The sequence below is a fragment of the Geomonas limicola genome (assembly GCF_014193675.1).
GTDB lineage: Bacteria > Desulfobacterota > Desulfuromonadia > Geobacterales > Geobacteraceae > Geomonas > Geomonas limicola.
Genome location: NZ_BLXZ01000001.1, coordinates 667,486 through 691,034, shown reverse-complemented (window position 1 = coordinate 691,034; position 23,549 = coordinate 667,486). Strand labels below are relative to the sequence as shown.

Sequence of the window (23,549 nt, the reverse complement as noted above, 5' to 3'; positions counted from 1 at the left end):
GGATTCGCCTTGACACCTTCCGTGAGCAGTTGCTATATTGCAAATTTCTTAGGGGGGGCGATGTACAAGAAAAGTGATTTGATCGATCTCCAGGTAGTCGAGGGTATCGCCACGCTCTCCTTGAAGGGGAGCCGCTTCGACGCGGAGTTTCTTAAATTATTGTTTTCCGCCTTCAGCGGGCTGAAGAGCGACCCCGAGGTGGCGGGTGTTTTGATCACCGGACTCGACGGTGACGCCGAGTTGAGCGGTGCGACGTCCATGGAAGTCGCTGCCTACTCGGCGCTCGGCCAGCGGGTGATGTTCGCGCTCGACGCCTTGGGCAAACCGGTAATCGCCGCAGCCGCCGGCGCCGTGCGCGGTCCCGGCGTGGAACTCGCGCTTTCCTGCGACTTCATCGTGGCCGGCCGTTCCGCCAGCTTCGCCTTTCCCGGCATCCTGTCCGGCGCGATCCCCTGTTTCGGCGGCACCCAGCGCCTGACCCGAGCGGTTGGCAAGGCACGCGCCAAGGAACTCCTCTTCACCGGCCACGCGGTGAGTGCACCGGAGGCGCAAGGCATCGGGCTGGTGAACCGGGTTTACGAAGACGCCGAACTGTTGGCGAGTGCGCAGCAGCTGATCTTCGGCATCTGCCGCCAGGGGACGCTCGCCATCAGGATGGCGAAAGAGATCGTCGACGCGGGGCAGGGGATCGACCTGAAGACCGCCTGCCTCATGGAGCGCGACGCCTTTGCCCTGTGCTTTGCCACACTCGACCAGCGCGAGGGGATGGGATCCTTCCTCGAGCGCCGACCTGCCAATTTCAAGGGAAGATAGAGGAGTAACGCGTGAAACTGGAACAGGGTCTCATTCAGGTGTATACCGGCAACGGCAAAGGGAAGACCACCGCGTCGCTGGGACTTGCCCTTCGGGCCGTCGGTCGCGAACTGAAGGTCTGCATGATCCAGTTCATGAAGGGGGGCGGTCCCTACGGCGAGCAGATGGCCGCCGAAAAGTTGGCGCCGTACCTCACCATCGTGCAGACCGGTCGGCCCGGTTGGGTGAACAAGGACAACCCGGCGCAAGAGGACAAGGACCTGGCCGCCGAAGCGCTCAAGCTTGCCAAGGGGAAGCTGCAAAGCGGCGAGTACGATCTCGTTATCCTCGACGAGGTGAACGGAGCGGTCTCCATGGGGCTTTTGCCGGTCGAGGACCTGCTTGAGCTGATGGCCGGCAAGCCCGGTCACGTTGAGCTCGTGCTGACCGGGAGAAACGCCCACGAAAAAGTGATGGAAGCCGCCGACCTGGTCACCGAGATGCGCGAGGTGAAGCACTACTACAAGGCCGGCGTCCCGTCCCGGATCGGCATCGAGAAATAAAAGACACGGTAGCCACGGAGGCACCAAGCACACGGAGAGGTCGACGGCAAAGGGAAGCGCAAATCTCTTTCGCTTTGGGTCTCAAGGTTTTCGTCGGTAACTCCGTACTCTCCGTGCCTCCGTGGCAAGTTAACAGGTTTTTGCGCCTTTAGGTTTTCCAACGACACATCAATAGATACAGGAGGGAGTGCCATGGCTGAGAGAAGACTGCGTGTGCTGGTAGGGAAGCCTGGATTGGACGGTCATGACCGGGGGGCGAAGATCATTGCCCGTGCCTTTCGCGACGCCGGTTTCGAGGTGATCTACACCGGTCTGCACCAGACACCGGAGCAGATTGTTGCCGCATCGATCCAGGAAGACGTCGATCTCATCGCGCTCTCCATTCTTTCCGGCGCCCACAACACCCTGTTGCCGGCAGTCTACAGCAACCTGAAGGAGAAGGGGGCCGAGGACATCATGCTGATGGCAGGCGGCGTGATCCCCGAGGATGACATCCCGGGTCTCAAGGCAGCCGGCATCGCCGAGATCTTCACCCCGGGTACCTCCACCGAAGTCATCGTGGACTGGGTCCGCACCAACGTCCATCCCCGGGCCTAAACCAGATTGAGCCACGGAGAGCGCGGAGAAACGACAAAAGCAACTTCACTGCAACGCGAATTTAGCGGATGTACACGAAGTTTGAAAGTCTTTGTCTTTCCTCTGCGTTCCTCTGTGTGCCTCTGTGGTTCGAGCTTTGGTTTTTCGTGGTGATCGGTTTAAGAGTTTCTGATTTGCTTTTCTCCGTGCCCTTCGTGTCTCCGTGGCAAAAACAGGTTTTCTAAAATGGTGTACACCAAGCTCTCCATAACCATCGGGAACCGTGTCGGCTATCTCATGCTCGACTCCGGTTCCCGGTTCAACACCCTCTCCCTCGAGACCCTGGGTGAGTTGAGCCATGCCTTCGCGCATCTCGCCCAGCACCCCGAGGTCGCCGTCATCGTCATCTCCGGATATCCCGGCGACTCCTTTGCCGTCGGCGCCAACATCGCCGAGATGCTTGAGTTCTCCCCCTCCGATGCCCTGGCCTTCGGCGAGGCCGGCCAGGCGCTCTTCGAGATGATGGAGGACTGTGACAAGCCGGTCATCGCCGCCTTAAACGGCATCACCATGGGGGGCGGCTGCGACCTTTCGCTCGCCTGCGACCTGCGCATCGCCTCCGATTCCCTCAACTTCGCCCATCCCGGCGCACGCCTGGGGATCCTCACCGGCTTCTGCGGGACTCAGAAACTCCCCCGGCTCATCGGCCGCAACCGCGCCCTCGAGATCTTCATGACCGCCCAGACCTACCGGGCCGAGGACGGCCTCGCCATGGGGTACCTGAACCGGGTGGTCCCCGCCGAGCGCTTCTGGGACGAGGTGCAGGCCTACGCCGAGGGGATCGCCGAAAAACCCGCGGCGGCGCTCGCCGCGCTGAAACGCCTGGTGAACAGCGCCGAAGAGGTCGACCTGAAAAACGGCTGCGCCCTGGAGCGCGGCCTTCAGGCCACCTTAAACCACACCACTTTTTCCGGGAGCTGTGCATGACACTTGCCGAACGCGTGCTGGACGGCGACATCCGTGCCGCCGCGCGCCTGATGCGCGACATCGACGATCGTATGAAGAGCGCGGTAACCGAGCTGAAGGCTCTCTACCCGCACACCGGCAACGCCTACATCCTGGGACTCACCGGCCCTCCCGGCGCCGGCAAGTCCACCCTCGTGGACCAGATCGTCGCGGCCTACCGCAAAAAGGACCTCCTGGTCGGCGTGGTCGCCATCGATCCCACCAGCCCCTTCACCGGCGGCGCCATCCTCGGGGACAGGATTCGCATGAACCGCCACGCCGAAGACCCCGGCGTCTTCATCCGCAGCCTCGCCACTCGTGGCGCCCTGGGCGGCATGTCGCGCTCCACCATGGACGTGGTCAACGTGATGGACGCCATGGGGATGGACGTCGTCATTGTCGAGACCGTGGGGGTAGGGCAGGACGAGGTCGACATTGTGAGCACCGCGCACACCACCGCCGTGGTCATGGTTCCGGGACTGGGCGACGACATCCAGGCGATCAAGGCGGGGATCCTCGAGATCGGCGACGTCTTCGTGGTCAACAAGGCGGACCGGGAGGGGGCCGAGCGCACCGCGCGCGAACTCACTACCATGCTCGAGATGAAGCACCCCGAGCCGGGGGCCTGGCTGCCCCACGTGGTGAGGACCGAAGGGGCACGCGGTGTCGGCATCGAGGAACTCGTCGAGGAGTTTGAGGCGCACCGTGCCTACCTGAAAACCTCCGGGCACCTGCAGCGCCTCATCGAGGAGAGAAACGCGAAGCTCTTCGCCGACACCCTGCGCGACGAACTTTTCGACACGGTTTTCGGGGCGATCCGGGACAACGGCCGCTACCAGGAGATCCTCAAGGGGTTGCGCGAGCGGAGCACCGACCCCTACAGCGCGGTGGAGCAAGTGCTGGCGGCACATGCTTTTTCTTGACCCCCCGAACTAATAATGTTAATTAGGGGGTCGATGGGGCCCAGGGCCCCATTAGCTGTTTGAAGACAGGGAGTGCCCCAAGATGTTAGCAAAGGTAGTACGCAAGTTGCCCCACCTGGTGGTTATCGTTTTATTCGGCCTCATCGTGGTCTACGAACCCAAGACCACCTCGGTGGCCGGTCCCAACCCGAAGGACCCGGCCCACGAAGATCTCACCCGCATCGAGTATCCCAGTCACGCCACCATCGCCTGGAAGGCGCACTTCATCCGGCCCGAGGAAACCCTCGAGTCCCTCTTTGGCAAGGACTGGATCTACGTGGCGCGTTTCAACCGGATCGACCGGCGTCACGTCTATCCCGGCATGACCATCAAGGTGCCGGTCGACATGGCGGCCTGCCGCAGCTACTGTCCGCTGCCGGCTGAGTACGAGCCCGCCAAGCGCCACGAGAAGTACATCCTCATCGACCTCACCGAGCAGTGGATCGCCGGCTACGAGTACGGCAAGCTGAAGATCTCCGCCCCGGCGGCAACCGGAGCGGCCGGGCACGAGACCCCGACCGGACTCTTCCAGATCGATGCCCGCGACCAGACCCACTCCTCCTCCCTGTACAAGACTGAGGACCAAAGCGACCAGTACCCGATGGACAACGCCATGCGTTTCCACGTGGGTGAGGACGACGTGGCCTACTGGATCCACGCCCGCGACCTCCCCGGCAAGCCCGCCTCCCACGGTTGTGTCGGCCTCTACGACGAGGAGATGCAGAACCGGGTGTACGGTGCCCCTGAGAAGCCCGTGCTGCTCGATTCCCAGCGCTTCTACGATTGGGCAGTAGGCGAAGAGGAGTACGAGGACGATCCCGGCAGCGCCGAACTCCTCGAGGACGCCCCCATGGTAGAGGTGCGCGGCAGCCTGCCGGTCTACCGGAAGTAAGTCCCTCGCGTTTTTTGCGTCCTTTGCCTCATTGCGGCGCGACTGGTTCAGTAGTACCGGCTTACTAGACCGGTTTCCCGATTTGGTATACTCTGAATCCTTGGAAACTGAGAGTTTTTCCTCAACCTAAACCTTAACCTGTCTCTTCTCGGAGTTTCCAGTGCAGCAGTTTCTCAGGGAATATCTGCAGGTTCATGGTTACTGGGTCCTCTTTGTCGGGACCTTTCTGGAAGGGGAGGCGATCCTCATCTTCGCCGGTTTCCTGGCCTTCCAGGGGTATCTCAGCATCTACGGTGTCATCCTGTCGGCCTTTGCCGGCTCCTTCCTGGGTGACCAGTTCTACTTTCACATGGGGCGTCTCAAGGGCCCCGCCCTGTTGCGGTTCTTCACGAGGTTCGCGCGCAAGTTCCGCAAGGGGTTGAAGCTCATCGAGCGTTACGGCTCCTTTGTCGCCTTCATTTCCCGTTACACCTACGGTTTTCGGATCCTGCTCCCCATCATCCTGGGGATGACCAACCTCTCCGCGCGGCGCTTTCTGGTGTTGAACCTGTTGAGCGCGTTCTCCTGGGCGATCATCTTCTCCCTGGCGGGGTACCTGTTCGGCAAGGGGGCCGAGCTCTTTTTCGACGACCTCGAGAAGTACGAGCCGTTCCTGTTGCTGGTGTTGGCGGGGCTCACCGGGTGCATGTGGTTGAGCCACTTCTTCGCCCACCGCTGGCGTCGCCGCCGCGCGCGTGCCCGGCTGAAGCGTATGCGTGCCTGGCAGGCCGAGAAAGAGAACGTCGAGAACGAAGACGATATCGATTGAGTCAAAGGCATACGTCGTAGCACGCGGATCACGACTGAAAACTGCGCGAACTGGGCGGATAAACCCTAACCTCGTTGGGTAAAGGCAACAAGCCTGGAATCGTGTAGCCTGATCCGCGGAAACCCGCTGGGCCTGCGCCCAAGGCTATGACATAAAGAACAATCCGCGTCATCCGCGTCCGACCGCCTTTGACGTTGTATTTCCTGATAACGCAATCTCCCACTCCCAAAGACTCCTCCCTCCCTTTCAAGGGGAGGGTAGGGGTGGGGATGGGTTAACCACTGGCACGAACGTCAAAGGCATAAGTCGTAGCACGCGGATCACATCTGAAAACTGCGCGGACTGGGCGGATAAACCTAACCTCTTGGGGTAAAGGCCAAGGCAACAAGCCTGAAATCGTGTAGCCTGATCCGCGGAAACCCGCTGGGCCAGCAATCCGCGTCATCCGCGTCCCACCGCCTTTGACGTTGTTTTTATTTTTTGAAGCTAAGGAAGCTGCATGGATCTCAAAGAAAGAATCTCCGTCGTCCTCGTTGGTACTCAAAGCCCCGGCAACATCGGCATGGTCTGCCGGGCCATGAAGAACATGGGCCTTTACGACCTCCGGCTGGTAAATCCCTGCCAGGTCGATCACCCTGAAGCCCTCAAGTTCGCAGTCTCCGCCAAGGACCTCCTCGAACAGGCCAAGATCTACACCTCTCTTGAAGATGCCCTCGCCGACTGCGAGTTCAGCGTTGCAACCACCCGCCGCCACGGCAAGTACCGCAACGAAATCTGGACCCCGGACGAGGTGGTCACCCGCTTCGACGCCTGTCCCCCGCACAGTCGTCTCGGCCTGGTCTTCGGCCGCGAGGATAGCGGGCTTACCACCGACGAAGTCGCCGTTTGCCGCTGGCAGTCCACCATCCCCACCGCCGACGAGTACGGTTCCCTGAACCTCTCCCAGGCCGTGCTCATCTTCTGCTACGAGTTCCTCAAAGGTGCCAAAGAGGCCGCTCCCGTCGCCGATGCCGAGGACAAGCCCGTGCGCGAGATCGCCGGGACCGCGTCGCTTGAGCCGCTCTACACCCACATGGAGAAGACCCTTTTGCGCATCGGCTATCTCAACCCGCAAAATCCCGAGCACATGATGCGCACCATGCGCCGCATCTACGCGAGAGCCGAGTTGGATGAGCGCGAAGTAGCCTCCTTGCGCGGCATGCTGAGCCAGATCGACTGGGCCTGTGCCGAGTTCAAAGGGAAGAAGGGCGCATGACCCCGCTCACCCCGTACATAGGGCTCGTAGCCGGCTTTCTGACCAGTTCTGCTGCCATACCGCAGGTGATCAAGACCTATCGGACCAAGCACGCCCGCGACCTTTCCATGTGGCAGCTCGTCATGCTCAACTTCGGTATGCTCTTGTGGCTCATCTACGGCTGGCAGATCGGCGACCGTCCGTTGATTCTGGCGAACACCTTCTCCATCGCCTGCTACAGCTTCTTGATTGCGATGAAAGTGCACTACGCGAGGAAAGGCAGGGACTAGGGACTGGGGACTGGGGACTGGGGACTGGGGACTGGGGAGCAGTTATCCTGCACTCGCCACCGCCACCGCACCCTCAGTTGCTTCCGGGCAGTGCATCCTTTGGTCCTTGGTGACCTTTCGTCCCTTACGTCCTTGGGCGTTGCAGCACCGGCAACTCTAATGTTAATAAATGCCGCACAAAATTAAATTATGTTAAAGTAACCCCTGCTCGAGCCGAAAGGTGTCTCATGGGAAAACGGTCCGATCGAGCTGTCGGCAGCGCCTTAACGGGTGAGGCGCCGCCTGCCGTTTCGCTGGGCCGCTTTCTCGTTTAAGCCGTGCTCGGCAGGTAACGAGGTGTGTCGTGAAGGTTCTCCTTACCAACGACGACGGGGTCCACGCTCCGGGACTTACCGCTCTGGCCGAACGCATGGCCGAAATTGCCGAAGTGGTCGTGGTGGCACCGGACAGGGAGCGCAGCGCGGTGGGGCACGCGCTCACGCTGCACCATCCGCTGCGCGCCGCACGCATCGCGGACAACATCTACTCGGTGGACGGCACACCCACCGACTGCGTCAACCTGGGGATCCACAGCCTCCTGAGTTTCCGCCCGGACCTGGTGGTTTCGGGGATCAACCGTGGCGCGAACGTGGGTGACGACGTCACCTACTCGGGAACCGTGGCCGCCGCCTTCGAGGCGACACTCATGGGGATCCCCGCCATCGCCGTGTCGCTGGTAACCCGCGAGGCCGGGACCAACTACCAGGCGGCAGCCGGCTGCGCCGCGCGCATCGCCGAGCACGTCCTTTCCAAAGGGCTGCCGCCGGACACCTTCTTGAACGTGAACGTCCCCGACCTGCCGGCAGAACTTCTGAAGGTGCCGCTCGTCACCCATCAGGGGAAAAGGAGCTACAAGGGGACCATCGTCGACAAGGTGGACCCGCGCGGGCGCAGCTACTACTGGATCGGCACCGTGGATCTTAGCTTTGAGGACATCCCCGGCAGCGACTACCACGCCATCAGCCGCGGCCACGTCTCCATCACGCCGCTGCACATCGACCTCACCAACTACGCCTCCATCGAGGCACTGAAGGCGTGGGAAGTGCGCTGAAGCTGGACTTTTGGCCCTTGTTTTGCTATATTCCGCCCTTCTAATGGAATCGAGGGGGCGGTAATTGAATTTTGAAGTTTCACGCAAGAGAATGGTCGCCGAGTTGGTGAAGCGCGGCATCACGGACCAGCGCGTTTTGGGCGCCATGCAGTCGATACCGCGGCACATCTTCGTAGAAGAGGCGATGTCCGCCCAGGCCTACAGCGACAGCTCGCTCCCCATCGGCGAGAAACAGACCATCTCCCAGCCCTACACGGTGGCGAAGATGACCGAGATGCTGAAGCTCACCGGCCGCGAGCGGGTGTTGGAACTTGGCACCGGCTCCGGTTACCAGGCCGCGGTGCTCGCCACCCTGGCCGACAAGGTCTGCACGGTGGAGAGGATCCGTCCCCTGGCGTTGAAGGCGCGCCGCGCGCTCGACAGCTTGAGGCTTTTGAACGTCAACCTGAAGATCGGTGACGGTACCGAAGGGTGGCCCGAAGAAGGCCCCTTCGACGCGATTTTGGTCACCGCGGGATCGCCCCAGGTTCCGCAGTGCCTGATAGACCAGTTGGCCCCCGGCGGGCGGCTGGTGATCCCGGTGGGCGACCGCCAGGATCAGACCCTCACCCTGGTCGTCAAGGACCTGGAGGGGAAGGTAACCCGGCAGGAGTCCGAGGATTGCCGTTTCGTGAAGCTGATCGGCAGGCACGGCTGGAGCGACGAGGCCTGACCGGCGGCACCTGACCACCACTGAACCCGCTTGTTGTGAAGATAGGAGTCTTGCATGGAAAACGAAGAAATGTTGGAAGAGAAAGACCCGCTTTTCCTTGATACCGAGCAGGACCCGGACGCCCTCGAGCTAGAGGACGTCGAGGCAGAGGTGGAACCCGAAGTCGAGGAGGAAGAGATCAAGGCGGCGGTGGTCGAGCACTTCGACGACGCCATCAAGCTCTACCTGCGCGAGATCCAGAAGACCAAGCTTTTGACCGCCGACGAGGAGAAAGAGCTCGCGGCCAAGATCGACCTGGGCGACAAGGCAGCCCGGGACCGGATGATCGTCTCCAACCTGCGCCTGGTGGTGAAGATAGCCAAGCGTTACATAAACCGCGGGCTCCCCTTCCTCGACTTGATCGAAGAGGGGAACATGGGGCTCATCAAGGCGGTGGAGCGCTTCAAGCTCTCCAAGGAGTGCCGCTTCTCCACCTACGCCACCTGGTGGATCCGCCAGTCCATCGAGCGTGCCCTGGTGAACCAGTCGCGCACCATCAGGCTCCCGGTGCACGTCTCCGACGACATCAACAAGATGCTGCGGGTGACCCGCGAGCTGGTGCAGAAGATGAACCGCGAGCCGAGCATCAAGGAAGTAGCCGATGCGCTCGACGTGAACATCACCTACGTCCGGCGGCTCATGGTGCTCTTGAAGAAGACCTACTCCATCGAGCGCCCCATGGGGGAGAACAACGACTACTTCCTCATCGACACCATCGAGGACACCTCCACCGTGTCGCCGGCCGTTTTGCTGGAGGATCTCAACAAGTACGAGCTGGTCAGCAAGTGGTTCGAGACCCTCTCCGACGGCGAGAAGAAGATCCTCACCCTGCGCTTTGGCCTGGACGACAAAGATCCCCAGACCCTCGACACCATCGGGCGCAGCTTCGGGGTGACCCGCGAGCGCATCCGCCAGATCGAGGCGAAGAGCCTGGAAAAGTTGAGAAAGATCGTGGAGGCGACCGACGTCATGGGGCAGCCCACCGTCGGCCCGGTTTTGCCAACCGAATAACGTGGTACCGCAACTGTAATGAACAAATAATTGTGTATTTCAATAGGACCAAAGGAGCGACCGGCGAGCATGGAAGATTTAAAGAGCATCATCCGCAACATCCCCGACTTCCCCAAGAAGGGGATCCTTTTCAAGGACATCACGACACTTTTGGCTGATGCCAAATCCTTCCAGCGCATGGTCGACCTGTTGTCGCACCGCTACGTCGGCGAGAAGATCGACAAGGTAGTAGGCGTCGAGGCGCGCGGCTTCATCATTGGCGCCGCTCTCGCGTACAAGCTTGGTGCCGGCATCGTCCTGGTGAGAAAGCCGGGCAAGCTCCCCTCCGAGACCTTCAAGAAGACCTACGACCTCGAGTACGGCACCGACACCCTCGAGATCCACACCGACGCCATCAAAAAGGGCGAGCGGATCCTGATCGCCGACGACCTCTTGGCGACCGGCGGGACCATGGGAGCCGTGGTCGACATGGTGAAAGAGTTGGGTGGTGAGATCGTCGAGTGCTGCTTCATGGCCGAGCTCGAGTTCCTGGACGGGAAGAAGAAGCTGCCCGAAGGTAAATGCTTCTCGTTACTCAAGTTTTAAGGAATTCCCTTGCAAAGCCGATGCGGTTAGGATATAAAGTCCGTCTATTTTGTCCCCGTAGCTCAGCAGGATAGAGCACTTCCCTCCTAAGGAAGGGGTCGGACGTTCGAATCGTCTCGGGGACGCCACTTTTATTTAAGTAGTTGGCAATAATAGCAGTAGAGAGCCCTTGCCAGAAAATGTGACCTCTTATGAGACCTTTTCAGCAAGGGCTTTCTGTATTCGGTGTCGAAGGACCAAGACACCCACTCACCCCAAGGAAAGAATCCGCATAATAAACTGATGATTACAAGTACCCTCCTCGCTCTGACCCTCTCTTCGCTTGCCGCAGAAACGACACCATGAATGCTGCCGCCAAGGAGAAAGGGGCCATAAAGACATCATCAGGAATGGTTTTCATTCCGATGAAGGACGGCAGCGGCTGTTCTTCGAAGGGCACCAATATCGTCGGAGTGGACTACAGGGGACTATGCCAAACGGCCATGAGATAGACAGTTCTTACAAAGCAAGATGGTGGTAAAGTTTCCTCTTTCGGGTGTGATCCCCTGCTGGACCGAGGGGCTCCAAATGATGAAGTCGACGGCAGAACAAAGCTAGTCTGTCCGCCTGAACTCGCATATAGAAGCCGTGGTACAGGGAGGGATATCCCGCCAAACGCTACCCTTATCTTTGAGGTCGAGTTCCTCAGCATTGAGTAGTACCCATACTGGGCAGGGGGGGGCGCCGATGCTACGAAGCGAGATCCCGCCACCTTCCTTCACCAAGAAAATGGCATCAGTTTACAGCGGTGTCCCCCTCTTTATCCTCTCCTGCCTGTGGCCAGCGTCCTACTGCAAAAGTCGACTTCTGGCATTCATCTCTTTTGTAAAAGAAAGGCATATACCATGAACTACCAGCTTCAGATTAGCTCTCGCATCTGTTCATTTCTCAAAAAAATGATTGAAATTACGTTATGTATTGTGTCATTGAGCCTACTTTTAACCGGATGTTCTGCGACCTTAGAATCGAGACAAAATTTATCTTCAACCCTTATCCATTTAGGCTCATATACCTGTAAGCCAGATGAAATAGTAATCAATGACAGTACCAAACATACATGGCTGGCGTTTTGTACTGGTGTTAAATTTTACTGTACTGACATACCATCACCCTCCTGCACCCATGGCAGCATGAGATTTAAAGAACGTTAACATCCTATTGCAGTCTATTCCGGGGACACAAGGCCCTCTGAGGGGGACGCCCCTGTAATCCTGTAATTCTCAATTCTATCTTGTATTTCTGTTGGCGGGGTCTTACTAGTCAAGATAAAGCTTTCTGGCAACAGCAACTGCCTGGCCACGTTGTGCCGCACGAACGACCGCCGCTGCCGTTATGCCAACTGATTTGCTTACTGCTTCCGCTGTCATTCCGAGTTCTGATGTGGCCCAATGACACAAGAGGCTTCTGCCGGTAACTGTAACTGGTTTCTTCCCTCCTCTCCAAATCTCGTCGACGTTGATTCCCAAAACTTCCGCCACCTTCTGCGCCAAGGCATCAAGATCCATTCCTTTGCAGCGCAGACGTTCGGTCTTTTCCAACTGCTCGCTTGCAAGCCCTAGTACCTGTTCGACGAAGTCGCTGTCTCCGAGAATGCGTTCGTCACTTTTTAAATGTTCGCCATATTTGGTAGCCAATCGGATCTGTTCCCAACCACCTGCGCTGCGCAGGAGTCCTCCGCCTATCAAGTCTGGGCGGTTTCCTAGGCCATCCACCACTATGCGACAGCAGTACCAGGGGGACGGTCATAAGTTTATAGGTTTCTCCTGAGAGTCTGGGAGCTGGGACTCGCTCCCACAGATGTCTGGAGTGTGGGGAGGCGATCCGCTGTAGTGCAAGCCAAGAGCTTGGTCTGCTACTGGGCAACGAACGAACTTGGTATGACGGCGACTGAAGTCGGAAAAAGGTTGGCGATATCGCAGCCGAGTGCAAGTCGGGCAATCCTGCGGGGCCAACAGCTAGCTGGAGATAAAAACATGCTTTTAGAGAATCTGGTAAACGCATGATCGCATGGACATCCCCCCTTTATCCCGTGCCACTTGTTATACGACGGCAGTAGGTGCGGTGTTAGTCCCAGTTTCTTCTTTATTGCTTAGGCGCCATTAGGACAAAACAAATGAACACATCCTGAAAGACCCTCAAGCTCTCATCGGAAAAACATAGTATTGACCGCTCCCCCCTAAGAAGCTTATATCTTAAGCAGTTTTTCCCGCCTCCTTAGCAAAAGCACCCTCAACAAGGATTCTCCACTTCTAAATTCATATCAAATATTCTTCGCGTAGCAGACCGTTACTCCGAACTCCTTTCGACTCCTAGATGACACCTGATCAGTATTGTTCAATTCACGGGCACTTCACATCGTTACCCTCTTGGTAACGCAATCAGATTATTGGCTTAATGCAGTTAGCATCACATCACACCCTTCTCGAAGTTCTTATTCATTAAGTCACAGACGTGCGAGTACCGCATTTTTATGATTTGATAATTGATTCGATATTCTTATTTTCGAGGTTTTGAATATGAGAAGTTCTATAATTAAATCTGCGTTACCAGCCCTTCTGTTGTCGTTCATAATACTAGCCCCATTCCTAAACAAAGGTTTTACTATTGATGACCCCTTTATGCAACGTGTTCACAGTTTACTGTGATAATTCCTGATCCGTGTATGATCCGTGTATATAATTAATAAGCTGAAAACCGAGGAAACGATAGTTATGAAAACTAACATTAACAAATATAATGAACCAACCTTAGAAGAGATTAGTTCTCTGATTGGCTTGCTCAGACGAAATCGATATAATGAGGCAGAAATAGCCGCCATAAACTACACAGAGCGATACCCAAAGCATGGCTTTAGTTGGAAAGTCTTAGGAACGGTTTTGAAGATACAAGGTTATACTGAAGAGTCCCTTATTCCAATGCAAAAGGCCGCCTTGTTCTTACCAAACGACCCTGATGTTCATAGCAATTTAGGTGTCACCTTATTCGAGCTTGGGCGGTTAAATGATGCTGAAGCAAGTTATCGACGAGCCATTAAATTGAACCCGGAATATATTAATGCGCATATCAATCTCGGTAACACTTTAAGAGGGAAAGGATTTCTTACGGAAGCTGAGGCATGCTTTCGGCGAGCTTTGAGAATAAACCCAGATTATGCTGAAGGTCACAGCAATCTAGGTAATACACTATTGGATATGGGGCGGTTGAATGAGGCAGAAGACTGTTTCCGTCAAGCAATTAAAATTAAACCGGACTTTGCAGAGGCTCATAGTTGTCTCGGGCATATATTAAGAGATTCTGGCCGATATATGGAATCTGAAGTATGTTATCGCAGGACATTGGAAATAAATCCGAACTACGGCAATGGGAATGGATATAAAAATTTAGGATTTATTCTTAAGGAGTTGGGCAGGCATGATGAGACATTGTCATGCTACAAATTAGCGTTGGAGGCCAATCGTTGTATAATCGATGTTTTGCATCATTTAACATCACCTATGGTTCTGTTTGAAGATATGCCTTTCATTGCAAACTCAAAAAGTATTTATGAAACACATCAATTACTATCTACAATTAAAAAACAAGTAAGGCAAATAATTCGATCAAAAATAAACAAAGAGTCATCATCAAAGCCTAAAAACCAACTGCCTGAAGATCGAGAACATCTTAGAATAGCTCTTATATACCCTCCTCCTTGGCAGATAGAATCAAGTGGCGACTCACACAAGATGCCATTTGGCCCATCCCATGGAAACAGTTTGCGTGACCTTGACGGTGATTTTCGTACAATTACATATGGACTAATGACAATTGCTGCTCAGGCCAAACGCGCAGGACATGAGGTGAATGTTTATAACCTCTGCAGCTGCCCTTGGCAAGACATTGTGACTCTGATTTCTTCCACAAAGGCAGACGTTTTTGGCATCTCAGCCTTCACTGGCAACAGGCGGGGGATGGCAGCAATTGCAGCTCTTATTCGTCAGCTTCATCCGTATGCACACATTACAGTTGGTGGTCCATTTGCTACCGCTTTGCCAGAAGAGACCCTGGAATATTATAGTGACATTGATACAGTAGTAATTGGAGAGGGCGAAGATACTTTTATGGAGCTGCTGAATTTTCTTGTTTCTGGGCGGCAACCTATAGGTATTCCCGGTACAGCTTGGCGTGATGGAAAGGATATTATTAGGGGGCCACAACGTCCACGTATCCAAGATCTTGATTCCTTGGCATCACCTTTTGATTATTTTTCAAGTACAATTGTCATGACTTCCCGTGGTTGCCCAAGTAAATGTTCATTTTGCGGTGGTTATGCCACATGGGGCAGGAAAGTGAGTTTTCTTTCAGCGGAATCAAGCCTGGCAACCATAAAGAAGGCCTTAGACCGCCTCCCCGTACCATATCTCGCTATAAAAGATGATACTTTTACAGCCAATAGGCAGCGAGTAATATCCATATGTGATTTAATAGTCGAAAATAAACTCAATTTTATCTGGGGGTGTGATAGTCGCGTTGACTGTTTGGATGATGAGATTCTTAAGAAAATGAGATTTGCTGGTTGCCAAATGATAAGTTTAGGAGTGGAGTCTGGGTCTCCCGAAATCCTTAAAACCATGCGAAAGGGCACCACGCCTGAAAAAGTATTGGAAGTATCCCGTATAGCAAAGAAATATGGAATTTATGTTCGATATTACATGATTTTGCCAAATAAGGGGGAAACGCCAGAGACCTTACAGCAAAGCATAGATTTGATAAAAGCAGGAAAACCAAATGAATATGTTATCTGTTCACTAGGTTTTTACCCTGGAACTGAAGACTGGGAGGTTTTGTGTGACAGCCAGGGAATTACACCAAGCATATTCTTTATGAATGATTTTATAGAACTGGGTGTAGCTAATAATCGTGAAAAGGAATTTGAGCAATTAATGCTTCAAGTGCAATGTGATATTGGATCTATTCATGGTTTTGATTTTAGTGTTTATGAACGGGAGTCGGTTATTGAACAATTACCTGAATCACATCTCGCACACCTCGAACTTGCAAATGCCTATTTTCGTTGTAGCCGAATGGATGAAGCTATAAATGAGTTGGATAAAGCTGATAAACTAGGATTTCCTATTAAAAATATTATTTTGAACCAACGCGCCTGTATATCAATTACTCAAAATAAATATGATGAAGCCTTAAATTACTTAGAGCAGGCGATTCAAGCGTATCCACATAAGATAATTTCAAACAATCTAAGTGTATTGAATGATTGGCTAAATGGCAACACTAATTTACAAGGCATACCCATATTAAATGATTCTATCTTGGCTCTAGATTTTAATTCAGTTCAGTCATTTGCTTATAGTATTGATCCATTAATGTAACAAGCGATTATGGTAACAGAGTACCGGATTGCAATACCCGGGCAATGTTGAATGGAGTGGCACGGCATCTATTGCTGATAATTGGAGCCGCGTTTCAATCCGTGATCCGGATTTGATCCCGCGTCGTCAAAAAGCATAAAGCAAATGTCTTAAGTCAATCTGAGGGGGACGCCTCTGAGGGCCCCCCTCAAGTCAACCTCGTTTTTGGGAACCTAGGGGGACGCCCCAAGAATCCAAAGATCTGCACGCCTCTGAGGGGAGCGCCCCTGTAATCCTGTAATTCTCAATTCAATCTTGTATTTCTGTTGCCGGGGATTTTTTCCGGGGACACAATACCTATTAAACCTTGACACATTAAAGGCTTGCCGTATCGTGTAGGTATGGCACGCCTTTCTCGGGTCGTGGTACCCAAACATCCTCATCACGTCACGCAGCGAGGTGTCCGTTCAATGGATATCTTTCATAACGTGATGACCGTCTGACCTACCTGCATCTTCTCAAAAACCAAGCGTGTTCTCATGGTGTTACCATCCTCGGCTGGTGCTTGATGACCAACCATGTCCATTTCGTCGCAGTTCCTGATGAAGTCGAGTCACTGGCGAGGACATTTGGCGAAGCGAACAGACTCTACACCCGGATGAAAAACTTCAGCCAGAACGTTAGAGGATACCTGTTTCAGGGCAGGTTCGGGTCATGTGTGCTTGACGAAGCGCACTTAATTGCTGCTGCACGTTACATAGACCAGAATCCGGTGCGGGCGGGGATGGTTGAGAACGCTTGGGATTATGAGTGGTCAAGCGCCAAGTTTCATATGGGAATCAGGACAATCGACATATTGGTGGCCGATCGTACCCTTATGGGGCTGGTGCATAACTGGCAGGAGCTGCTTGCGGAACAGGATACCAACGCCAATGCGGTACTTAGGGCTGGTTCGAAGATCGGCAGGCCCATGGGCAGCGATGGCTTTCTGGAATCAATCGAGCATCTCACCGGGCGTAACCTTAGAAAGGGAAGGGCCGGAAGGCCGAAAAAGAAGGGGCGAAGGGGACGCCTATAAGATTATAAGATTCTGTCCTCAGAAACTTATTTTCTTATAGGCATCCCTCTGTAGGCGCCCATACATCACCCTCCTGCACCCATGGCAGCATGAGATTTGAAAAACGTTAACATCCTATTGTAGTCTTTTTCCGGGGACACAATACCTATTAAACGTTGACACAATAAAGGTTGGCCGTCTCGTGTAGGTATGGCGCGTCTTTCTTGGGCAGTCTGAGAGGAACGCCCTGTAATCCTGTAATACTTAGGTCAATCCTATTTGTGCTGTTGGCTGTATCTTGGTGGGGGCAGGGGGGACGTCCATCACGTCCAGAGCTGACAGGTGGTGGTTTGGTTAGAAGCTCTGGCGGTTGGCAAGCCTTGACCGTGAACCGAAAATTCGGCGACTATCGGAAAGGAGACGAACGTATCCTCGGTGATAGCGCTTTCGTCGAAGAGGTTCTTAATAGCGCCCAGGAAAAATTAGTGGCTTGTCGCGAAATGCAGCACCAAGACCTCGACCTTGACGATCTGGTTCGTATCGCAGCCAAGTTGCTGGGTCTTGCTCCCAAAGATGTCTGGAGTGTGGGGAAGCGATCCGCTGTAGTGCAAGCTAAGAGCTTGGTCTGCTACTGGGCAACGAACGAACTTGGTATGACGGCACTGAAGTCGGAAAAAGGTTGGCGATATCGCAGCCGAGTGCAAGTCGGGCAATCCTGCGGGGCCAACAGCTAGCTGGAGAAAAAAACATGCTTTTAGAGAATCTGATAAACGCATGATCGCATGGACATCCCCCCTTTATCCCGTGCCACTTGTTATACGACGGCAGTAGGTGCGGTGCTAGTCCCAGTTTCTTCTTGATTACTTAGGCGTCATTAGGTTAAAACAAATGAACATATCCTGAAAGACCCTCAAGCTCTCATCGGAAAAACATAGTATTGACCGCTCCCCCCTAAGAAGCTTATATCTTAAGCAGTTTTTCCCGCCTCCTTAGCAAAAGCACCCTCAGCAAGGTCTCCACTTCTAAATTCATATCAAATATTCTTCGCGTAGCAGACCGTTACTCCGAACTCCTTTCGACTCCTAGTTGACACCTGATCACTATTGTTCAATTCACGGGCACTTCACATCGTCACCCTCTTGGTAACGCAATCAGATTATAGGCTTAATGCAGTTAGCATCACATCACACCCTTCTCGAAGTTCTTATTCTTAAGTCACAGGCGTGCGAGTACCGCATTGTTATATGATTTGATAATTGATTCGATAGTCTTATTTTCGAGGTTTTAAATATGAGAAGTTCTATAATTAAATCTGCGTTACCAGCCCTTCTGTTGTCGTTCATAATACTAGCGCCATTCCTTAACAAAGGTTTTACTATTGATGACCCCTTTTTCCTCTTCGAAGCGCGTCACGCACTAACCGACCCACTTCATCCTACAGCCTTTGAGATGACTCTCCACTGTTACCCCGAGCGTGTGTCCAAATTAGCTCCAACTGGACCTATCATGGCATGGCTACTTGTACCAGCTGTCCTAGTTGCGAATAATGAGCTTGGTGCCCATCTGATGCAATTAGTGATGCTATGGATTGCAGTCTTTTCAACAATTTCGATTGCACGTGCATTCGAAATAAAGGAACCATGGTCGACCCTTTCTGGTGTTATTCTGGTTGCCATGCCGACTGTGCTAGCTATGGCGGGGACCGCTATGCCCGATGTCCCAGCAATGGCTTTCGGAGTTGCTGGCATCGAGCGTTTTATATCTTGGAATCAGACAAGAAAATTTTCTCAAGCAACGTTATCTGCAACTCTAGTTGGAATTGGAATTCTTCTCCGTCCTCATCTCATTGTACTTGTAGTAATTGGGGCTGTTCTGATAAACGGTCCATCTTTCTCACTCTCACCGTTCCGCAACAGACTCAAAGCCTTAACGCCGCTTATTTTAGCACCTGTCATTTCATTCGTTATCGCTCTCATTACAAAAGACCCCGCCCCCGACTCGGGTAGCATCTCTAGTTCCGCACTTAAATACAGTTTTAATTCGGTATCAAACATTGGATCGAATGTTATCGCCCTCCCGATCCACTGGGTACTTGCCATGGCGTTCGGTTTGCCATGGCTTGCGTTGCGTTGGCAACGAATTCTTTGGGATAGGTTATCTTTACTTCTCGCTCTTCTCGGCACATTTACAACTGCAATCGTGCTTGCGGCCATGCAAAAGTTTTCGATAACTTTATCAATCGTATCTGGTATCGGTGTTGCCGTGCTATGTGATGTTCTTTCTGATGCTTGGAAACGACGGGACTCAACACAGCTAGGGCTTGGTCTCTGGCTCCTGATTGCCCTTCCGACAGTCCCTTACTGTCATCTGCCCGCAAAGTATTTAGTTGTATCTGCGCCTGCAGCCGCCTTATTACTTGTCCGTGAAATGGTCCAAGTTGAACTTAAGAAGGCTTGGTTCATTCTCTGTACCACTGTTGTGGTTGGAATCGGCCTCGGTATTGCTATCCTGCGAGCGGATGAAACTTTCACACGGATTGGGCGCAGAGCTGCGATAGAGCTAGTCGCCCCCAACGTGGCTTCTGGTCAGCACGTTTGGTATATCGGGCACTGAGGGTACCAATGGTATGCGGAAAATGCTGGTGCACGACCGGTGACATTGACTCCCCCATATCCTGACCAGAATGATGTCATTGTGATGAGCCATGAAACCGCGTTAAGCGAACCTGTGCTCAACATGGTAGCAGCTAAATATCCCCGGATGACCCCGATCACGCACATTGAGGACTACACGCCCGGTGGTCGAGTAATGAGCCAAACAATTGGAGCAGGCTTTTTCTCTAACGTTTTCGGCTACTGGCCATGGCTTTGGGGTAACACGCGTGTCGACAGGTTTACGGTACTACGAGTTGATTAGGAACCGGCCCTAAATACTCCAGGTCCTCAGGGAGGGACGCCCCTGTAATCCTGTAATTCTCAATTAATCTTGTATTTCTGTTGGTGGTGTCTTAGTCAAGGTTAAGCTTTCTGGCAACCGCAAGTGTCTGGCCACTTTGTGCCGCCCGAACGACCGCCGCTGCTGTTATGCCAACTGATTTGCTCGAGTTCGGATGTGGCCCAATGGCAAAAAAGGCTTCTGCCCATAACCGTAACGGGCTTTTTACCTCCCCAAATCTCGTCGACGCGGATCCCCGAACTTCCGTTACCTTCTGCGCCAAGGCGTCAACATCCCTTCCTTTGCAGCGCAGACTTTCCTTCTTTTCCAAATGCTCGCTTGCAAGCGCTAGTACCTGTTCGACAAAGTCACTGTCTCCGAGAATCCGTTTGTCACTTTTTAGATGTTCGCCATATTTAGAAGCTAATCTGACATGTTCCCAGCCACCTACGCTACGCAGGAGTCCTCCGCCTATCAAGTCTGGGCGGTTTCCTAATGCCAGACCATCCGCCACGTATGCGACATACCGCTGCTGAGCTAGCCCTCGGTTTTCCGAGATCCTCGAAAGTATTCCTGTTATTTCTTGCCAGGGGTAGTGCTCTTGCCAAGGAGGGCTTGGTGGCCGGAATAGCGATATGTCTCCAGATCATTTAGCGTGTTTACCATTCCATCACGGAACGGGTTCAGGTGGATGCATCGAACCAGTTCCAGCAGGTACGTTTCAGACTGGCAAGGATCGACTTATAACGGTTTTGAAAGAGGTGGCCGTGACGATCATGCCGGTGGTTGAAATGGATGGCATAACCGGTAAGAAATCGCTCCCTCACTGTGGCGATGGGGGAGGTACCTGTGCACAGCAGGAGATGGAAGTGATTCGGAATTAAGGCCCAGGCAAAGCATTTGGTGTGGGTTCTGAGAAGAAGTTGGCCAATCGCTCCAGAAAATCACCCCGGTCCTGATCGTCCAGGAAGATTTGTCTTCGCTCGATCCCCCCGACAGATGATGTGATGCAGCGCGCCTAGCGCGTCTATGCGGGATTGACGTGGCATGGGGGAAGGGATGGCACAGGGCCTCCTTTTCGCAACTCCATCGACCCCGAGAATTACAGTATTACAGGGGCGTCCCCCTGAGGCCTGCAAACTCACCCAACCCGGTGTCGCGTGCAGTTACTCGTGGAACAACTCTGGCCGCAAAAAAAGGATGGAGTTTAAACCCTGATAAATCGTGTGCCTTAGGTGGAGAGAGAAATGTAAACGCCGGACTCGTTGAGAGTCCGACGTCGATGTCCACCAGGGTGGCGGAGGGCGAGGCTGATCAAAACACCATATTTTGACATCGAGCAACGTGCGGCTCAGACCCATGCCCATGCCGACGTAGCCGGACGGTTCCCTAAGTATGGAGTTAAAGAGAATAACCTATGCGAGCACGCTCGTAGTGTCCTGATCCTCTGGAATGTTTGAAAAAAACAATGAATGAGTGCGGATTTTCTGTTTTGACGATAGTTTTTATTTATGCTAGAAACCTGACCTCAACTCTCTGTGATCATTGGAAAATTTGGAATGTGGCAGGACCATACTAGCAGTACTTACTCTAAGGGAGGAACCAGTGCTGAAAATTTTCAACTTGCTCGTTTGTCTTTATGTAATCGCTCCGTCGGTAGTATTCGCGGAAAATACCTCGGAAACCATTTTCTTTGTGGCTGACGACCTTAACTCCGCAGTCAAGTATTACAATTCCAGGGGTGAAATTGGAAATAAACAGTTTTTGTTCAATGACAATTATAATAGAACAAATATAATGCATGCCAGGCCTGTTAATTACAACTGGGCAGATGTCACCTATGACGAAAAGCCTTACCAATCTCTCAAATTCCCCAATACAGCTAGTTATTCATACCTTGAAAAAACATACAGTAAAGTCCAGTTTCTGACTGAGGTATCACCTAATCACTACCGAGTACATATTGATGGAAGTGAATGCTTTGGAGATGGCTGTATAATGACTGAAAATATAGTGGTTGCGGTGCTGCCTCAAAAATTTAAAGTTATGAAATATGACTCGAGTGTTGATGGTACCTGGAAAAATGTCGGTAATACCTATTCTTTTTACTCTAAAAATGTAAAAGGAGCCTCGATAGATATAGAATTTGAAGACACCGTCCCGCAGGTCTACGTCGATCTTGCAAAGGTTCTGGCGAATTTCAAAGATATCAAGGTCTCCTACGATGGTAACAACGTACTTGTCGCCATGCCGGTCGAAGGTGTCTTTAACAGCGGAGAAGCTAAAATTCAGAATAACGGCTCGCAGTGGATCTCCATTTTTGCCAATACCCTCAAGTCCGCCAAAATAAAAGAGATGCGTGTCGAAGGGCACAGCGACAATGTTCCGATCAAATCGAAGTTGTACCCGTCGAATTGGGAACTCTCTGCCGCTAGGGCCGCTACCGTCGTTCGTTACTTAATCGGCCAAGGGCTCGACCCAAAGATCCTGGCTGCCGTCGGATATGCTGACAGCAAGCCGGTGTCCGATAATGACACCCCCGAGAAGCGGAAAAAGAACCGCCGCATCGAATTCACCATAGTGCCAAAACAAATTTGAGTGAAAAAACAAGGGTCAGAGCCTGACATCGCCCCATCAAGGCAATGTCCAGCTCCGGCCCTTGCGCACTTCTAACCAATTTGAATTCTATTAACAGAAAGGAGATTGATATGAGAAAAAAATTGTCTCTGAGACTGGCGGTTGTCATTACTATCGTTTCAGCATTTTTTTCAACGAGTGTGTTTGCACTGGGGGGGTACAAAAGTTTAAGCGGCGACGAAAAGGAACTTGCTGATGCTCTCGTCAGAAATTTGGAGATTAACGAGAGTGATGCTTATGATCTTTTTGAAGAGGTAAAAGCGCACCTCAACAAAAAAAACTGGCAGTACGATGGTTATACCAACGATACCCTATCTGGATCAAAGGTGAAAGATAGTAATGTGAAATTCTGGTTTTTTAACTTAACAAATGATGACAGGTTTGTGAATGTCTCGTTTATAAAATTCACAAAAGAAAAACAGGTTTTAATCCAAAGCGTAGAAACATTGCCGAGAGGGAGCCAGTCGGCAATAGATAAATACAATGCAGTAAAAAAGGACAAAGCATTTGAACTTGTCACAGATAACGACAATTTTTCCGTATTCAAAAAAACGGGCTATTCAGATAAAGTAAAAGTCTATACTAATTCAGGTGTTGGAGCAATTCAATATGTCGATTTTATAAAGCATGACCTGAAATTTTAGAGGTAGTAAATGAAATGCAGCTGGACATTGCCCACCAAGGCAATGTCCAGCTCTGACAATCATCTAAAAGGCACCCTTGCGCACTTCCTGGGAAAAGGCGAACATGATAAGGCGCTAGAACGATTCAACAAGACAATCATGATGATCAGACCCTCCCGGATGGAGGGGGCGGAGGGGCAGGTCTGGACATTGACGCATTCGGTAAGAGGATGGCTTTTTCCCGGGGACACGGTACCCATGGGTGCTCAGTGACATCTCCTGCATTCAAAAAGGGCGGCCGTTTGGCCGCCCTTCGTTGTGGTCCACTCACTGCAATACTTGGGTCTCCTCG

Annotated in this window: 21 protein-coding genes and 1 tRNA gene; 21 read left to right on the top strand and 1 reads right to left on the bottom strand. The window is 52.9% G+C overall.

Features of this window, described 5'->3' with window-relative positions; translation table 11 throughout:
• The first annotated feature begins 60 nt into the window (after window positions 1–60).
• The 15 genes from H7688_RS02860 to H7688_RS22550 all read left to right on the top strand — a co-directional run bounded on the left by H7688_RS02860 (window position 61) and on the right by H7688_RS22550 (window position 11,257).
• Window positions 61–813: an enoyl-CoA hydratase/isomerase family protein gene (locus tag H7688_RS02860; protein WP_183359509.1), complete on the top strand. Its 753-nt coding sequence runs from the start codon at window positions 61–63 to the stop codon at window positions 811–813.
• A gap of 11 nt (window positions 814–824) precedes the next feature.
• Entirely contained in the window at window positions 825–1,355 is a 531-nt protein-coding gene (gene cobO / locus H7688_RS02855) for a cob(I)yrinic acid a,c-diamide adenosyltransferase (RefSeq protein ID WP_183359508.1), read from the top strand.
• A gap of 192 nt (window positions 1,356–1,547) precedes the next feature.
• Window positions 1,548–1,952, top strand: a complete 405-nt coding sequence (locus tag H7688_RS02850) for a cobalamin B12-binding domain-containing protein (protein WP_183359507.1) — start codon at window positions 1,548–1,550, stop codon at window positions 1,950–1,952.
• A gap of 225 nt (window positions 1,953–2,177) precedes the next feature.
• Window positions 2,178–2,918, top strand: coding sequence for an enoyl-CoA hydratase/isomerase family protein (locus tag H7688_RS02845; RefSeq protein ID WP_183359506.1), 741 nt, complete (start codon window positions 2,178–2,180; stop codon window positions 2,916–2,918).
• The gene (gene meaB, locus H7688_RS02840; RefSeq protein ID WP_183359505.1) at window positions 2,915–3,859 is read left to right on the top strand and encodes a methylmalonyl Co-A mutase-associated GTPase MeaB; all 945 of its coding nucleotides are present in this window, start codon (window positions 2,915–2,917) and stop codon (window positions 3,857–3,859) included. The genes H7688_RS02845 and meaB overlap by 4 nt, the downstream gene beginning before the upstream one ends.
• Window positions 3,860–3,941: 82 nt before the next feature.
• The gene (locus tag H7688_RS02835; RefSeq protein WP_183359504.1) at window positions 3,942–4,790 is read left to right on the top strand and encodes a L,D-transpeptidase; all 849 of its coding nucleotides are present in this window, start codon (window positions 3,942–3,944) and stop codon (window positions 4,788–4,790) included.
• A gap of 160 nt (window positions 4,791–4,950) precedes the next feature.
• Window positions 4,951–5,598, top strand: a complete 648-nt coding sequence (locus tag H7688_RS02830) for a DedA family protein (protein ID WP_183359503.1) — start codon at window positions 4,951–4,953, stop codon at window positions 5,596–5,598.
• 499 nt (window positions 5,599–6,097) lie between these two features.
• Entirely contained in the window at window positions 6,098–6,853 is a 756-nt protein-coding gene (locus H7688_RS02825) for an RNA methyltransferase (RefSeq protein WP_183359502.1), read from the top strand.
• Entirely contained in the window at window positions 6,850–7,122 is a 273-nt protein-coding gene (locus H7688_RS02820; RefSeq protein ID WP_183359501.1) for a SemiSWEET family sugar transporter, read from the top strand. Before H7688_RS02825 ends, H7688_RS02820 begins: the two co-directional genes overlap by 4 nt.
• Before the next feature lie 343 nt (window positions 7,123–7,465).
• Window positions 7,466–8,212 carry a 5'/3'-nucleotidase SurE gene (gene surE / locus H7688_RS02815; protein ID WP_183359500.1) on the top strand — a complete coding sequence of 249 codons (747 nt, stop codon included), beginning with the start codon at window positions 7,466–7,468 and terminating at the stop codon, window positions 8,210–8,212.
• A 64-nt stretch (window positions 8,213–8,276) separates the two neighbouring features.
• On the top strand, window positions 8,277–8,924 hold the full coding sequence (locus tag H7688_RS02810) for a protein-L-isoaspartate(D-aspartate) O-methyltransferase (protein WP_183359499.1): 648 nt from the start codon (window positions 8,277–8,279) through the stop codon (window positions 8,922–8,924).
• A gap of 54 nt (window positions 8,925–8,978) precedes the next feature.
• Window positions 8,979–9,974: a sigma-70 family RNA polymerase sigma factor gene (locus tag H7688_RS02805; RefSeq protein ID WP_183359498.1), complete on the top strand. Its 996-nt coding sequence runs from the start codon at window positions 8,979–8,981 to the stop codon at window positions 9,972–9,974.
• A 69-nt stretch (window positions 9,975–10,043) separates the two neighbouring features.
• Window positions 10,044–10,559, top strand: coding sequence for an adenine phosphoribosyltransferase (locus H7688_RS02800; RefSeq protein ID WP_183359497.1), 516 nt, complete (start codon window positions 10,044–10,046; stop codon window positions 10,557–10,559).
• 51 nt (window positions 10,560–10,610) lie between these two features.
• Window positions 10,611–10,687 (top strand) — tRNA-Arg (locus tag H7688_RS02795).
• A gap of 417 nt (window positions 10,688–11,104) precedes the next feature.
• The gene (locus H7688_RS22550) at window positions 11,105–11,257 is read left to right on the top strand and encodes an FKBP-type peptidyl-prolyl cis-trans isomerase (RefSeq protein ID WP_183359739.1); all 153 of its coding nucleotides are present in this window, start codon (window positions 11,105–11,107) and stop codon (window positions 11,255–11,257) included.
• Between the two features lie 597 nt (window positions 11,258–11,854).
• Here the strand turns inward: H7688_RS22550 and H7688_RS02785 are convergent.
• Window positions 11,855–12,232, bottom strand: a complete 378-nt coding sequence (locus tag H7688_RS02785; RefSeq protein ID WP_183359496.1) for a hypothetical protein — start codon at window positions 12,230–12,232, stop codon at window positions 11,855–11,857.
• Window positions 12,233–13,309: 1,077 nt separating this feature from the next.
• On the opposite strand from H7688_RS02785, the gene H7688_RS02780 reads away from it, so the two are divergent.
• The 6 genes from H7688_RS02780 to H7688_RS02755 all read left to right on the top strand — a co-directional run bounded on the left by H7688_RS02780 (window position 13,310) and on the right by H7688_RS02755 (window position 23,218).
• Window positions 13,310–15,967 (top strand): tetratricopeptide repeat protein, encoded by a 2,658-nt coding sequence (locus H7688_RS02780; protein ID WP_183359495.1) that lies wholly within the window; start codon window positions 13,310–13,312, stop codon window positions 15,965–15,967.
• A 478-nt stretch (window positions 15,968–16,445) separates the two neighbouring features.
• Window positions 16,446–17,024, top strand: a complete 579-nt coding sequence (locus tag H7688_RS02775) for a transposase (protein WP_183359738.1) — start codon at window positions 16,446–16,448, stop codon at window positions 17,022–17,024.
• A 365-nt stretch (window positions 17,025–17,389) separates the two neighbouring features.
• The gene (locus H7688_RS02770; RefSeq protein WP_183359494.1) at window positions 17,390–17,737 is read left to right on the top strand and encodes a hypothetical protein; all 348 of its coding nucleotides are present in this window, start codon (window positions 17,390–17,392) and stop codon (window positions 17,735–17,737) included.
• A gap of 772 nt (window positions 17,738–18,509) precedes the next feature.
• Complete coding sequence (locus H7688_RS02765) at window positions 18,510–19,616, top strand: glycosyltransferase family protein (protein WP_183359493.1); 1,107 nt, start codon at window positions 18,510–18,512, stop codon at window positions 19,614–19,616.
• Between the two features lie 1,926 nt (window positions 19,617–21,542).
• The gene (locus H7688_RS02760; RefSeq protein WP_183359492.1) at window positions 21,543–22,535 is read left to right on the top strand and encodes an OmpA/MotB family protein; all 993 of its coding nucleotides are present in this window, start codon (window positions 21,543–21,545) and stop codon (window positions 22,533–22,535) included.
• A 110-nt stretch (window positions 22,536–22,645) separates the two neighbouring features.
• Complete coding sequence (locus H7688_RS02755; protein WP_183359491.1) at window positions 22,646–23,218, top strand: hypothetical protein; 573 nt, start codon at window positions 22,646–22,648, stop codon at window positions 23,216–23,218.
• The last annotated feature ends 331 nt before the right edge of the window (window positions 23,219–23,549 follow it).

Bases quoted from the DNA above. Each gene is read 5' to 3' on its own strand.
- H7688_RS02820 (WP_183359501.1), top strand. From the start codon at position 6,850: ATGACCCCGCTCACCCCGTACATAGGGCTCGTAGCCGGCTTTCTGACC.
- meaB (WP_183359505.1), top strand. From the start codon at position 2,915: ATGACACTTGCCGAACGCGTGCTGGACGGCGACATCCGTGCCGCCGCG.
- H7688_RS02755 (WP_183359491.1), top strand. From the start codon at position 22,646: ATGAGAAAAAAATTGTCTCTGAGACTGGCGGTTGTCATTACTATCGTT.
- H7688_RS02850 (WP_183359507.1), top strand. From the start codon at position 1,548: ATGGCTGAGAGAAGACTGCGTGTGCTGGTAGGGAAGCCTGGATTGGAC.
- H7688_RS02845 (WP_183359506.1), top strand. From the start codon at position 2,178: ATGGTGTACACCAAGCTCTCCATAACCATCGGGAACCGTGTCGGCTAT.
- H7688_RS02835 (WP_183359504.1), top strand. From the start codon at position 3,942: ATGTTAGCAAAGGTAGTACGCAAGTTGCCCCACCTGGTGGTTATCGTT.
- H7688_RS02765 (WP_183359493.1), top strand. From the start codon at position 18,510: ATGGCATGGCTACTTGTACCAGCTGTCCTAGTTGCGAATAATGAGCTT.
- H7688_RS02825 (WP_183359502.1), top strand. From the start codon at position 6,098: ATGGATCTCAAAGAAAGAATCTCCGTCGTCCTCGTTGGTACTCAAAGC.
- H7688_RS02800 (WP_183359497.1), top strand. From the start codon at position 10,044: ATGGAAGATTTAAAGAGCATCATCCGCAACATCCCCGACTTCCCCAAG.
- H7688_RS02780 (WP_183359495.1), top strand. From the start codon at position 13,310: ATGAAAACTAACATTAACAAATATAATGAACCAACCTTAGAAGAGATT.
- H7688_RS02805 (WP_183359498.1), top strand. From the start codon at position 8,979: ATGGAAAACGAAGAAATGTTGGAAGAGAAAGACCCGCTTTTCCTTGAT.
- H7688_RS02860 (WP_183359509.1), top strand. From the start codon at position 61: ATGTACAAGAAAAGTGATTTGATCGATCTCCAGGTAGTCGAGGGTATC.